This window comes from Pseudomonas sp. SWRI68, assembly GCF_014269165.1.
GTDB lineage: Bacteria > Pseudomonadota > Gammaproteobacteria > Pseudomonadales > Pseudomonadaceae > Aquipseudomonas > Aquipseudomonas capeferrum.
Genome location: NZ_JABWRU010000002.1, coordinates 195,703 through 208,892, shown reverse-complemented (window position 1 = coordinate 208,892; position 13,190 = coordinate 195,703). Strand labels below are relative to the sequence as shown.

Annotated in this window: 13 protein-coding genes; 6 read left to right on the top strand and 7 right to left on the bottom strand. The window is 60.9% G+C overall.

All coding sequences use genetic code 11. The features are described 5' to 3' along the window. Positions 1–120 precede the first annotated feature (120 nt). Together HU770_RS04560 and HU770_RS04555 are read left to right on the top strand one after the other, a co-directional pair. A complete protein-coding gene (locus tag HU770_RS04560) occupies positions 121–1,518 on the top strand; it encodes a PAAR domain-containing protein (protein ID WP_186663149.1) in 1,398 nt (465 codons plus the stop codon). Continuing rightward, on the top strand, positions 1,499–1,912 hold the full coding sequence (locus HU770_RS04555; RefSeq protein WP_186663148.1) for a hypothetical protein: 414 nt from the start codon (positions 1,499–1,501) through the stop codon (positions 1,910–1,912). Before HU770_RS04560 ends, HU770_RS04555 begins: the two co-directional genes overlap by 20 nt. 72 nt (positions 1,913–1,984) lie before the next feature. On the opposite strand, the gene HU770_RS04550 is transcribed toward HU770_RS04555, so the two are convergent. From HU770_RS04550 to ribBA, 7 genes are all read right to left on the bottom strand, one after another. Beyond that, entirely contained in the window at positions 1,985–3,046 is a 1,062-nt protein-coding gene (locus HU770_RS04550; protein WP_033698903.1) for a TerC family protein, read from the bottom strand. A gap of 163 nt (positions 3,047–3,209) precedes the next feature. Beyond that, a complete protein-coding gene (locus HU770_RS04545) occupies positions 3,210–4,517 on the bottom strand; it encodes a substrate-binding domain-containing protein (RefSeq protein ID WP_186663147.1) in 1,308 nt (435 codons plus the stop codon). A gap of 98 nt (positions 4,518–4,615) precedes the next feature. Beyond that, positions 4,616–5,764: an ABC transporter ATP-binding protein gene (locus HU770_RS04540; protein WP_186654846.1), complete on the bottom strand. Its 1,149-nt coding sequence runs from the start codon at positions 5,762–5,764 to the stop codon at positions 4,616–4,618. Between the two features lie 18 nt (positions 5,765–5,782). After that, the gene (locus HU770_RS04535; protein ID WP_186654843.1) at positions 5,783–6,592 is read right to left on the bottom strand and encodes an ABC transporter permease; all 810 of its coding nucleotides are present in this window, start codon (positions 6,590–6,592) and stop codon (positions 5,783–5,785) included. 6 nt (positions 6,593–6,598) lie between these two features. Further along, entirely contained in the window at positions 6,599–7,516 is a 918-nt protein-coding gene (locus HU770_RS04530) for an ABC transporter permease (RefSeq protein WP_033698899.1), read from the bottom strand. Beyond that, the gene (locus HU770_RS04525; protein ID WP_033698898.1) at positions 7,513–8,538 is read right to left on the bottom strand and encodes an ABC transporter substrate-binding protein; all 1,026 of its coding nucleotides are present in this window, start codon (positions 8,536–8,538) and stop codon (positions 7,513–7,515) included. Before HU770_RS04525 ends, HU770_RS04530 begins: the two co-directional genes overlap by 4 nt. Positions 8,539–8,780: 242 nt before the next feature. Then, positions 8,781–9,902: a bifunctional 3,4-dihydroxy-2-butanone-4-phosphate synthase/GTP cyclohydrolase II gene (gene ribBA / locus HU770_RS04520; protein WP_033698897.1), complete on the bottom strand. Its 1,122-nt coding sequence runs from the start codon at positions 9,900–9,902 to the stop codon at positions 8,781–8,783. 78 nt (positions 9,903–9,980) lie between these two features. On the opposite strand from ribBA, the gene HU770_RS04515 reads away from it, so the two are divergent. The 4 genes from HU770_RS04515 (at position 9,981) to HU770_RS04500 (ending at position 13,172) form a co-directional block, all read left to right on the top strand. Further along, entirely contained in the window at positions 9,981–10,274 is a 294-nt protein-coding gene (locus HU770_RS04515; protein WP_186663146.1) for a DUF1330 domain-containing protein, read from the top strand. A 108-nt stretch (positions 10,275–10,382) separates the two neighbouring features. Next, on the top strand, positions 10,383–11,780 hold the full coding sequence (locus HU770_RS04510) for a PAAR domain-containing protein (RefSeq protein WP_186663145.1): 1,398 nt from the start codon (positions 10,383–10,385) through the stop codon (positions 11,778–11,780). Further along, positions 11,773–12,162, top strand: a complete 390-nt coding sequence (locus HU770_RS04505) for a hypothetical protein (protein ID WP_186663144.1) — start codon at positions 11,773–11,775, stop codon at positions 12,160–12,162. The genes HU770_RS04510 and HU770_RS04505 overlap by 8 nt, the downstream gene beginning before the upstream one ends. Positions 12,163–12,266: 104 nt before the next feature. After that, positions 12,267–13,172 carry a LysR family transcriptional regulator gene (locus HU770_RS04500; RefSeq protein ID WP_047581006.1) on the top strand — a complete coding sequence of 302 codons (906 nt, stop codon included), beginning with the start codon at positions 12,267–12,269 and terminating at the stop codon, positions 13,170–13,172. Positions 13,173–13,190 lie beyond the last annotated feature (18 nt).

The window sequence follows — 13,190 nt, the reverse complement described above, 5'->3', positions numbered from 1 at the left end:
CCAGCTGTAAATGAAATGTGTATTTAGTGTAGGAAGTGTCTGGTTTTCACGTTCAGGCACTAAAAGCCCTTTGCAGCTGTTAGGTTTCGATACCTTACTTTTTGCACAAGGTACTTGCCGATGCGTGTCAATCTGGGTGGTAAAGGCCAGGCGGTTGATGGCGATGTCACCACGACAGGTGCTATTTGCATCGCTGCCGGCCTCGGTTATTTGAGCAATGGCCGCAGGGTGCTTCGGGAGGGGGACAAAACGACGCCTTGTCCGCGCTGTGGCGAGCAAGGGACTGTCGTTGAGGGCGTTCGGTACTTCATCTCCAACGGTCAAGCCGTGGCCATGGACGGTGCACTGGTGGCGTGTGGTTGCCCGTCCGGCAGCAATCGGGTCGTAGCACCACTGGGTGCGGCCCCGCTATCCAGGCAGGCACTTGCGAACAGTCGCGCAATGCCTACCGAGGCAGCGGCCGGCGCCCATCCGAAAAGCCTCGTGCAGGGCGCGGTGACTGCGATGCCAGGCACGTTGGAGCCGGGCTTCTACGTGGTGCCCAAAAGCATGTCGTTTTCTCAGGTTCTGCTGCAATTATCCGAGCACGACGCCACCTTGCCGATCTCCCGTTTGCAGCGGCTCAACCCCACGTTCGAGCAAGGTTTCAAGGCTGGGGAAATCTTCGTCATCGGTGACCCGGACAATGGTGATGCCTGTACCCTCGAGGAGGCCAAGCTGATGGCTGCCGCTCAGGATGCACGGCGCGCGTTGGCGGTGCTCGATTTCGCAGAATCCGACTTCATGGTGCAGCACCAGGCTGAGATTGCCGGTTTGCTGAGCAGTGCCAGCCAGTCGATGGGCGTGGGCAAGGACATGCTCGATCAAGGGTTGAAACAGGTCAAGAGCACGCTGAACCAGATCGAGCAGTTGCATCAGCGTGAGTTCTTGCGGCACGGGCATTTGAACAGTCGTGAGTTTTTCGCCTCGCGGCGCCAGCTGTTGCAGCAACTGGATGTTCAGTTGAAAGCGGCGCTGCTCAATAAACAGCTTAACCTCGGCAACTATGAACGTTTAAAGAAGAGTCTGAATATTTCTACCAAGAGTCTTGTGCACCATTGGTCGAAAGCGGGTGGGGCGGGGCAGATACCGGGGTATGCGACGCATCTTGATAAAGTGGCGAAGCTTTCCAAGTACCTTAAGTATGGTGGGAATGCGGCTATTGGACTCAGTGGGACATCGTCGTATCTCAATGTGAAAGAGGTTTGCCAGGCAGGGAACACGGAGGCTTGTAGAAGCGCCCGTTTTGTAGAGGCCGGAAAATTCAGCGGCAGCGTTAGCGGTGGAATAGCAGGCTCTGCACTTGCGAGTTTAGCTGCGGGAACAGCATGTGCTTTTTTCGCCGTAGGTACTGGGGGAGTTGCGACACCATTGTGCGGTATTTTAGTAGTTGGGGGCGGAGGATTCGTAGGCGGCAAGGGGGGTGAAGTTCTCGGGGAATGGACAGGCGAATACATCTATGGGGCAACAAGTGATTGATATTGATGCTTGGCCTGCTGCGCTAAAGCTATCATTTGTATTGATGCCATTTGTAATTTCTCTGTCAGGTGTGTCGATAAGTGCCTATATAGCTTTGACGCGAAATTATGAGATAGTTTGCTCTTCGATTGAAAGTAATTCGTATATTGAGAGCTTGAAGATTGCATGGGGTGGCTCTAGCTTTAAGTGGCGGCTCATGTTGGTTTGTGCAATTGGGGGGGTTGTCACATTCCCTGGGTTTGTGCTTCGTCGAGGCCAGCTCGATGCTGACGAGCTAAAAGTTTTCCCACCAAAATTGAAGCGATGGCTGGCTGTGTCTGCATGGCTTATCATCATTGGTTTTGGGTGGCTGATGCTCGCAGCTTGTGTTATAGAAATTTCCAAAATGAAGTAATTTTTGTTTCTTGATAATTGACTTATGCCTGCTGCGACAATGGTCCATTAGAACGTATGAGATGCGCGTCAGTCAGACCCGCAATTGCGGGTCTTTCTCCTTCTGCTCATCGTCACTTTTCTCAGGCGGAAGATGCTGCAATTTTGCCTCCACCGTCGCTTTGTCCCCCCGCGTCTTGACCAGTGACACCACCACCCCACCCAACAACAACCCAAACGTCACCCCCAACGACAGCAACGCCGGCACCTTGCCCACCATGCCGTGGTAGAAGATCTTGCAGCCGATGAAGATCAGCACCATCGCCAGCGCATACTTGAGGTACACGAACCGGTGCATCAATGCCGAAAGTGCGAAGTACAGCGAACGCAAACCCAGGATGGCAAAGATGTTCGAGGTGTAGACGATGAACGGGTCCTGGGTAATGGCAAAGATCGCTGGCACGCTGTCGACGGCAAATACCAGGTCGGCCAGTTCGATCAGCACCAGCGCCAGGAACAGCGGCGTGGCATAGCGCAGCGCCTTGCTGTGCCCGGGCGGGGTCAGGCGCACGAAGAAATGCGAGCCGTGGATCTGGTCGGTAACGCGCATGTGCCGGCGCACGAATTTCAGGACCGGGTTGTTGGCCAGGTCCAGATGGCTGTCTTCTTTCGACAGCGCCATCTTCACCCCGGTGAACAGCAGGAAAGCGCCGAAGATGTACAACACCCATTCAAAGTTCTGCACCAGTGTCGCACCCACGCCGATCATGATCGCGCGCAGGAACACCACACCCAGAATGCCCCAGAACAATACCCGGTGCTGGTAGCGGCGGGGGATGGCGAAGAAGCCGAAGATCATCGCCATGACGAACACGTTGTCCATCGACAGCGACTGCTCGACCAGGAACCCGGTGTAGAACTCCAGCGCCGACTGCGCGCCCAGCTCGAACCAGACCCAGGCCCCGAACAGCACGCCGACGCTGAAATAACCCGAGTACAGCAGCAGGCTCTCGCGCATTTCGATCTCGCGGTCCTGGCGGTGCAGCACGCCCAGGTCGAGCACTAGCAAACCGATGACGATGGCCATGAACACCAGCCACAACCAGGTGCTGGTACCGAGAAACGGGGTGGTGAGGAATGTGTGCAGAGCTGTCATGAGCCCCTCCTTGATTGTCGACGTTGCATGGCAACAGTGATCCGACATGGCGGCTTGGCAGCCGTCAGAGGGGCCCGGTATCACATAGGCTTGAGCCTAGCCGCGTTTCCCCGGGATGCCGAACGCCGACCTGTTACATTTCTTTGCCTGGTGCGCGGGCGCTTCAATAGACCCACACTTCCACCCGCCGATTGCGCAAGCGACCTTGTTCCTGGTCATTCCCGGCCACCGGCAGCTCATCGCCCATGCCGGTCACTTCCAGCACGTCCACACCATCGCGTGCCAGCTCGCGGCGCACCGCCAGCGCCCGCAAGCGTGAAAGCAGCGCCGCACGCCCCGGTGTTTCCTTGGGGTCGCCAAACCCCACCAGCACCGCCTTGCTCTGCAGCTTGCCCGCCTGGCGCAGGTAGTCGGCCACCCGCTGCACATCGCGCAAGGCCTTGTTGTCGAGGCTGGCGCTGCCTTCCTGAAAGCGAAAGTTCACACTCAGCCGCTGCGCTTGCTGGGCCAGCGATCGGTAGCGCGGCGGCATGTCGGCCTGGGGCTGCACTGCCTGGGCCTTGACTTGCTGCGAGACGAAACCCAGCTGGGCGACGATGGCCTGGCCCGCCGGGCTCTGGGTGAAGTCGGCCAGGGCTTTGGCCTGAGGTTTGGCATTGGCTGGCAGGTAGAAATACAAGCGCCGCGACAGTGGGTAATCTTCGCTGGCCACCTGCGCGCGCTGCGGCAGCATGGCCGGCGCATCGCCCTCGGCTACTGCCAGCACCTTGGCCCCGTGCACTGCGGCCAGGCTGCTGAAACCGATGGCCTGGCGGTCGCTGCTGACCCGCTCGGCCAGCTCATCACTGGACTCAAAGCGCTGGGCCTGGGGCGACAGCGCGCCCTGATGAGGGTCGAGCACCAGTGCCTTGAACGTTTCGTAGGTGCCGGAACGATCGTCGCGGGCGTAAAGGTGAATCGACCCTCCGGTGATGCCCAGCTGGTCCCAGCGCTGGACTTGCCCAGAGAAGATCTGCGCCAGTTGCCGGGTGGTCAGTTGTGGCAGCGGGTTGTCGGGGTGCACGATCACCGCCACGCCATCCAGGCCGATGACCTGCTCGGCGCTGGCCGCGCGCAAATTGCCCAGGGCCTGCAGTTGGCGCACTTCTGCGTCGTTGATTGGCCGTGAGGCGGCAGCCAGGTCGGCCTCGCCACGGCCCAAGGCAGCGAAGCCAGTGCTGGACCCATGCGCGGCGATATCGATACGCAACGGTTGCCCGCGCACGTCGCGGGCAGTGATGACGGTTTCGTTGGCCTGCGCGCCGGGGGCCTGCTCGATGGCGGTTGCCTGTTGCGAGCGCAATTGCCCCTGGACCAAGGCCGGCAGCAGCGCAGCACCGATGGTGTTGGAGCCCTGCACGCGCAAATGGGCAGAATCGGCCAGGGCCGATAGCGGCAGCAGGGCGAGTAGAGCGAGCAGCAGGCGGGGCATGCCGGGCTACCTATGGCATAGAGTTGCCCGGCAGATTACGACGGTTGCGTGATGGAAATATGACAGTCACCTAGGGCCGCTTTGCGGCCCCAGCACCCTCAGTGCGCGCCTGCCGACTTGCTCAGGTCACTTTCTGCCCACTCGGTATAGACGCAGGCATCGGCCACCGCCCAGCGCACGTTAACGGTGTCGCCGGGCTGCATCGGCATGCCTGCCGCAGACAGCGCCTTCACGGTCATCTCGGTACCGCCTGCGGTGACCACATGGCAGGTCTGGCTTTCACCCAGGAACAGCACCTCGGCGACCTTGGCAGCCACCTCGTTCCAGCCGGGCGGCAGGGGTTGCGCCGCAGCCTGGGCGGTGCTCAGCGCCAAGGCTTTTTCCGGGCGCACCATGATCAGCGCCTCCTGCCCGGCAGCCAAACCGGCGGTCAGGCGGATCGCCACAGGCTGGCCCTCGAAACTGCCCGCGCCGTTGCTGCTGGCCTTGATCCGCAGGAAGTTGGAGTTGCCCAGGAACGAGGCGACGAACGCGTTCGGCGGGTTCTGGTAAAGGTCGTAACCACTGCCCAGCCCGACAATCTTGCCATGGCTGAAGATAGCGATGCGCTGGGACAGGCGCATGGCCTCTTCCTGGTCATGGGTCACATAGACGATGGTGATGCCCAAGCGCCGGTGCAACTGGCGCAGTTCGTCCTGCAGGTCCTCACGCAGCTTCTTGTCGAGCGCGCCCAGCGGTTCGTCCATCAGCAAGATGCGGGGCTCGTAGACCAGCGCCCGGGCAATCGCCACGCGCTGCTGCTGGCCGCCGGACATCTGCGAAGGCTTGCGGTGGGCGAACTTCTCCAGTTGCACCAGCTTGAGCATGGCGTCGACCCGCTTGTTGATTTCGGCGCTGCCAAGCTTGCGGATGGCCAGGGGGAAGGCGATGTTGTCGCGCACGTTCAAGTGCGGGAACAGCGAGTAGCGCTGGAACACCATGCCGATATCACGCTTGTGCGGCGGCACGTTCACCAGCGATTGGCCCTCGACCAGAATCTCGCCGCTGCTCGGGGTCTCGAAACCGGCCAGCATCGACAGGGTCGTGGACTTGCCCGAACCGCTGGAGCCGAGAAAGGTCAGGAACTCGCCGTCCTGGATTTCCAGGTCTAGGTTGTCCACGGCGGTGAAGTCGCCGTAGTGCTTGTTCAGGCCGCGCAGGCTGACCAGGGTCTTGGTGTGCGCGTTGTCTTTGATCACTGCACTCATTATTGTTCTCTCCGGCACTCAGGCGTTGACTTCGGTGCGCCGGCGCAGGGCGGCGGCAATAATCATCACAAGCAGGGACAGGCCGATCAGCAGCGTCGAGGCCACGGCGATCACGGGGCTCAGGTCCTGGCGCAGGGTGGTCCACATCTTCACGGGCAGGGTCTGCAGGTCGGGGCTCGCCATCATCACGCTGAGCACCACTTCGTCCCACGAGACGAGGAAGGCGAACAGGCCGCCGGCGATCATCCCCGGGCGAATGGCCGGGAAGGTCACCTTGAAGATCGCCTGCAGGCGCGAGGCCCCGCAAATGACTGCAGCGTCCTCGATCGACTGGTCGAACAGCTTGAGCGAGTTGATGATCGAGATGATGGTGAAGGGCAGGGCGACGATCACGTGGCTGACCACGAACGCGAACAGCGTGCCGGTGTAGCCCAATTTGAGGAACAGCGCATACACCGCCACGGCGATGATCACCAGCGGCACGATCATCGGCATGGTGAACAGGCCGTAGAGCATCTCGCGGCCGGGGAAGCGGCCACGTACCAGGGCAAACGCGGTGGGCAGGCCCAGCAGTACTGCGGCGACCGTGGTCAGCACGGCGACCTTGAGGCTGGCCAGGGCTGCGTCCATCCACTCAGGGTTGGAGAAGAACTGGTCATACCATTTGAAGGTCCAGCCCGGTGGCGGGAATACCAGCCACTGGGACGAGCCGAACGACAGCAGCACGATGAACACCACCGGCAACAACAGGAAGGCGGCGATGACCCCGGTGGTCAGGTACAAGCCCGTACGCAGCGGGCGGCCCATGGCATTGGGTGACAGGAGCATGGCGGATTACCTCGCGTTGCCGACCGGGGATTCCGGCTGCAGCTTCAGGTACAGGTAGAAGAGCACCAGGGTGATGACCACCAGCAGTGCGGCGGCGGCGCTGGCCAGGCCCCAGTTGAGGAACGACTGCACCTGCTGGATGATGAATTCGGGCAGCATCATGTTCTGCGCACCGCCGAGCAGGGCTGGGGTGACGTAGTAACCGAGCGACATCACGAACACCATCAACGCCCCCGAGAACAGCCCCGAGCGGCACAGCGGCAGGAACACCTTCCAGAAGTTGGTCCATGGGCTGGCGCCGCAGATCGAGCCTGCTTGCAGCACCATCGGGTCGATGGCATGCATGGTCGCCTGCAGCGGCAGCACGATGAACGGGATCATGATGTAGCTCATGCCGATTACCACGCCGGTGAGGTTGTGCACCATTTCCAGCGGGGTATCGATGATCCCCATGGCCATCAACGCCTTGTTGATCACCCCCGAACTCTGCAGCAACACCAGCCACGAGTAGGTGCGCGCCAGCAGGCTGGTCCACATCGACAGCAGCACGATGTTCAGCAGCCAGCGGCCCCAGCCATTGGGTACCAGGGTGATCGCCCAGGCCAGCGGGAAGCCCAGCAGCACGCTGATCAGCGTTACCACCCCAGCCACCGAGAAGGTGTTGAACAGCACCCGGGCGTAGGCCGAGTTGGCGAACAACTGCTCGTAGTTACCCAGGCCCGGCACCGGCTCCAGCACACCGCGCAGCAACAGGCCGATCAGCGGGGCGAAGAAGAACAGGCCAAGAAACAGCAAGGCAGGCAGCAGGTTGCGGCTGCCTTTCCAGCGCTGGCCCAGGCTCACGCGGCGGGGGGCCGTTCCCGGGGCGCCGGTGCCCGTGGGGGCACCTTGCGCGTTGTGCAGGGCGTTGATGGCGACTTTCATTTGACCAGCCACTCATTCCAGCGCGCGGCGATGGCCTGGCCGTTCTTCGCCCAGTAGGCGAAGTCCAGGGTTACCTGGTCCTGGGCGTAGGCGGTCGGCAGGTTTGGCGCGAGGTCGGCTTTGAGCTTGGGCACGCTGTCCAGGTTGACCGGTGCGTACGCCGTGAGGTTGGCAAAATCGGCCTGGCCTTCGGGGCTGCTGGCGTTGGCCAGGAACTTCATGGCCGCGTCCTTGTTCTTGGCGCCTTTGGGGATGACCAGGAAGTCGGCCATGACCAGGTTCTGCTTCCAGCTCACGCCAACCGGTGCACCGTCTTGCTGCAAGGCGTAGACGCGGCCGTTCCAGAACTGGCCAAGCGAGGCTTCACCGGAGGCCAGCAATTGCTGCGACTGGGCGCCACCGCCCCACCAGACGATGTCTTTCTTGATGGTGTCGAGTTTCTTGAAGGCGCGGTCCAGGTCCAGCGGGTAGAGCTTGTCAGGCGCGACGCCGTCGGCCAGCAAGGCCAGCTCCAGCACGCCGGGGCTCGGCCACTTGTACAGGGCGCGCTTGCCGGGGTAGGTCTTGGTGTCGAACAGCGAGGTCCAGTCCACCGGCTTGTTGGCACCGAGCTTGCCTTCGTTGTAGCCGAGCACGAACGAGAAGAAGAACGAGCCGACGCCATGATCGGAGACGAAGCGCGGGTCGATGCGGTCTTTCTTGACCGTGTTGAAATCCAGGGGTTCGAGCAGGCCTTCGCTGGCGGCGCGCAGGGCGAAGTCGGCTTCGACGTCGACCACGTCCCACTGCACGTTGCCGCTCTCGACCATGGCCTTGAGCTTGCCGTAGTCGGTCGGGCCGTCCTGGACGACTTTGATGTTGGTCGATTTGGAGAAGGGTACGGCCCATGCTTCTTTCTGGGCGTCCTGGGTGGTACCGCCCCAGCTGACGAAGTTCAGGCTGTCAGCGGCCTGTGTGGCCTGACATGCCAGGGTCAGCAGGCTGGCGGACAGCACTGCGGTTACACGTTTGCTCAACAGCATGGTTACGCCCTCGTTGCTTTTGTTATTCGAGGCGGGGCTTTTGGTGCGCCCGCCAACAGTATTCGGGGAGCAGCTAAAACAAAGTGTCGTGTGGCCGATTGTGATTCTAGGTGCTGGCCTGCACATTCAAGGTCTACGGGATATCATATTATGGTATTCCAAACTTTTGGCAAGAGGCGAAGGCGACCGGCCATCACTCCACCTCTGCAAACATCCCAACGCTGTTGGGTGTAGGGGCGGTGTCAGCCTTCCACACCGGGTTCGAAGGGAATGCTCTGCACCACCTCCAGCTCATACCCCGCCAGCCCCGCGTACTTCAGCGGCGGCCCCAGATGGCGCAGCTTGCCCACGCCCAGATCCTGCAGAATCTGCGCCCCGGTACCGACCTCCGAATACACCTTGGACTGCCCGCGTTGGTAAGGCCGCACCGGCTGTGTCAGTTGCGGCACGCGTTCGAGCAACGCCTGCGAGGATTCATGGTTGGCCAGGATCACCACCACGCCGGTGCCTTCTTCGGCCACCTTCTGCAGCGCCGCCCACAGCGTCCAGTTGGCCGGGCCTGCATATTCGGCGCCCACCAGGTCGCGCAGCGGGTCGATCACATGCACACGCACCAGGGTGGGCTGTTCACGGCGGATATCGCCCATCACCATGGCCATGTGCACACCGCCTTCGATGCGGTCTTCATAGGTGACCAGGCGGAAGGTGCCGTGCACCGTGGGCAGTTCGCGTTCGCCGATGCGCTTGATGGTCTGTTCGGTGCTCAGGCGGTAGTGGATCAGGTCGGCGATGGTGCCGATCTTGATGCCGTGCCGTGCTGCGAACACTTCCAGGTCCGGGCGGCGGGCCATGGTGCCGTCGTCGTTGAGCACTTCGACGATTACCGAAGCGGCGCTGAAACCGGCCAGGCGGGCCAGGTCGCAGCCGGCTTCGGTGTGGCCGGCGCGGGTCAGCACACCGCCTTCGCGGGCACGCAAGGGGAAGATATGCCCAGGCTGTACCAGGTCTTCGGGGCGTGCGCTCGGCGCCATGGCCGCAGCCACGGTGCGTGCCCGGTCAGCCGCGGAAATACCGGTGGTAACGCCCGTGGCGGCTTCGATCGACACCGTGAAGGCGGTGCTGAACACGCTGCCGTTGGCCGGCACCATCTGCTCCAGGCCCAGGCGCTGGCAGTGATCGTCGGTCAAGGTCAGGCAGATCAGGCCACGGGCTTCGCGGGCCATGAAGTTGATGGCCTGGGCGTCACAGCGCTCGGCGGCGATCAGCAGGTCGCCTTCGTTTTCTCGATCCTCGTCGTCCACCAGCAGTACCATTTTGCCTTGCCGGTAGTCTTCGAGGAGTTCTTCGATGCTGTTGAAAGCCATGTTGCACGCTCGCTGTGATGGGGTGATTATTATGGTATACCATCATACACAAATAGATTTGCAACAGGAGATCAGCGGATGAAAGCGTATTGGATCGCCCACGTGGACGTGACCGACCCTGAGCAGTACCAGCAGTACACCCAGCGTGCGCCTTCCGCCTTTGCGGCTTTCGGCGGGCGGTTCCTGGCCCGGGGTGGGCGCAGCGAGGCGATGGAAGGCAGGCAGACGCCGCAGCGCAGTGTGGTGATCGAGTTCGAATCGTATGAGCAGGCGCTGGCCTGTTACCGGTCCGAGCTGTACCAGGACGCCTGCGGCCATCGCCAAGGCGTGGCGAAGGCTGAGGTCATCATTGTCGAGGGGTTCGAGCCCTGAGCGGATGAGTACTGGCGTTCTTGTAAGGTAATTCTGATTTTCCTCGAACCAGGTCTGTACATGTTTTTCCAGTGCTAGCTTCCAGCTTTCTAAGGCCGGAGGCTATTCATGACGCGCATATCGATACATGGAAAAGGGCAAGCGCTGGATGGCGATATCACCACCACAGGCGCAGTCTGCATTGCCAGCAGTACGAACTACCGGGGGGACAACCGACGTGCGCTGCGCCTGGGCGATGCCACGACCGAGTGCCCGAACTGCAAGAAGGTCGGTGTCATTGTAGAAGGGGTGAATGCTTTCGTCATCGGAGGTAAACCGGCTGTTGTCGATGGGGCGCTGGTCAAGTGTGATTGCCCAAACGGCAGCAACCGGGTCATCGCGCAGTCAGCCATGCACCGGGCTGGCAGCCGTCCTGCTCAGGCTGCATCGCCTGCCTCTGCCGTCAGCCATTCGGCGCCTTCATCAGGGCAGAGTCCTGCTCAAGTGTACAACGCATCTCCCGTCGGCTCATCATCGATACTTGAGCCTGGCTTCCATATTGTGCAACGCAGCATGTCGTTCGAGCAGGTGCTTCAGAGCCTTGGCGCGACGCACAGCCCTTTGCCAGTGGCGTTATTGCAGCGCTTGAATCCTACGTACCCAGAGGGTTTCAAGGCGGGTGAAATTTTTGTGCTCGGCAGCCCCCACAGCGGGTTTTCCTGCAGTGCAGCGGAGGCCGAATTGATTATGGTGGCGGAGGAGGCAAGAGCGTCGCTGGCGATCCTTTCCGAGGAGGAGGCAAACTTCATGATGAAGCACATCGGTGAGATTGCCGGGGTGCTCAATGGCGCAAGTCAGTCAATGGGGGTGGGCAAGGACATGCTGGAGCGGGGGCTGTCGCAGGTGAAGGATACGTTGAAAGGCATCGAAGCTTTACACCAACGCCAATTTGCGCTCCATGGCCATCTAAATAGCCCTGAGTTTTTTGCGTTGCGCAAGGAGCTCCACAAGCAACTGGATGGCCAATTGCGCACGGCGTTTCTGAACAAATCGCTAGGTTTGGGAAGCTACGATAATTTACGACGTGATCTCGGGATCTCTACCAAGAGTGTGGTGCATCACTGGAAGAAAGCGGGTGTGCCAGGGCAGATCCCGGGTTACGTGACGCATCTGGACGAAGTGGCAAAGGTCTCAAAGTATCTGAAGTATGGCGGTTGGGTTGGGATCGGACTTGGCGCCGGTGCTTCCTACCTGAAAGTACATGAAGCTTGCCGTGCAGGTGAGACCGATGAGTGTAAGAAATTACGCTTTACAGAGGCAGGTACTTTTTCAGGAGGCCTTGTCGGGGGGGCGGTGGGGGCTGCCGCTGGAAAGTCGGCTGCATCCGCAGTCTGTAAATTCGGTGCTTGGGGTAAAGCTGCCTGTGGCATTGTCACTGTTGGTGGGTTGGCGTTCGGCAGTTCAAAAGGCGTCGAAGCTTTTGGTGAGTTTTTAGGAGAGCAGATCTACGAGGCTATCTATGATTGACTTGAGCGGTTGGCCCATAGGCGTTCGACTGGTGTTAATGTTTGTTCCGGTCGTGGCGTTGCTGGGGGGCCTGGCGATAAATTGGCATATAGCCATGTCTCGTCACTATCAGGTCATGTGCGATTCGTTCCGCCGCAGTGCCGCCTTGAAGGAAGAACAGCGGACTTCAGGTGATTTTGGCCTCAAGTCTCGCTTCTTGATAATTGCAGGTATGACGACGCCTCTCATCTGGCCAAGCCTCTTCATTCGGCGCGGCACCTTGCATCCTGATGATCATGATGAGTTTCCAGGGTATTTGAAGTTCCGTATGCAATTAGCAATGGGCCTCATGGTGTCAGGGATTCTATTGTCAATCGCAGTAGTGAATTGCTTTACGTGGTAATGCCGATGCTTGGCGTTATTTTCGTAGAAATGTAAAGCATTATGCAGCTGCGCTGAGGGTGGAAAACCGCTATAAAGCGGCGGACTGTCATCAAGAGCGAGACAATGAACCCCTACGAAGACATGCGTATCTTTGCCCAGGTCATGGAAGCCGGCAGCTTCACCGCTGCCGCCGACCGCCTGGGCATGTCCAAGCAATCGGTCAGCCGGCGCCTGATGCAGCTCGAAGAACGCCTGGGCGTGCGCCTGCTCAACCGCTCCACCCGGCGCCTGGACGCCACGCCGCTCGGCCAGCACTACTACCAGTCGGCGCTGCGCCTGCTGGGCGAGGTGCAACAGGTGGAGCACGACATCAGCGGCCAGGCCCAGGCCCTGCGCGGTACCTTGCGTCTGAGTGCGCCGCTGTCGTTTGCCATGTCGCACCTGGGCTGCCTGCTGACCGAGTTTCTGCGCCTGCACCCGCAGCTGGATGTGGAGGTGGACCTCAGCGACCGTGCCGTGGACCTGATCGGCGAAGGCTACGACCTGGCCCTGCGCATCGGCGCGCTGGAGGACTCCAGCCTGATCGCGCGGCGGATTGCCAGCGTCGAGCGGGTGTATTGCGCCAGCCCGGCGTATCTGGACGCGCGAGGCGTGCCGCAGCGGCCCGAAGCGCTGGCCGAGCATGACTGCCTGCCCTATGGGCATTCACGGCAGGTGCAATGGCAGTTCACCCAAGGTGGCAAGGCTCAGGCCATCGCGGTGACCGGCCGGATGCGGGCCAACAATGGCGAGCTGCTAAGGGACGCGGCGATTGCCGGGATGGGGGTGACGTACCTGCCGACCTTCATTGTCGGGCAGGCGTTGGCCGATGGGCGGTTGGTAAGCCTGCTGCAAGGCTGGACACCGCCGGCGTTGCAGTTGTCGGCGGTGTATCCGCAGCACCGGCAGGTGGCCAGGCCGGTGCAGGGGTTTGTCGAGTTTCTACGGGAGCGATTGGCGCAACTTCAAGTGCTGAACGGCCTGTATTGATCGTGTGGGCTTGTTTGG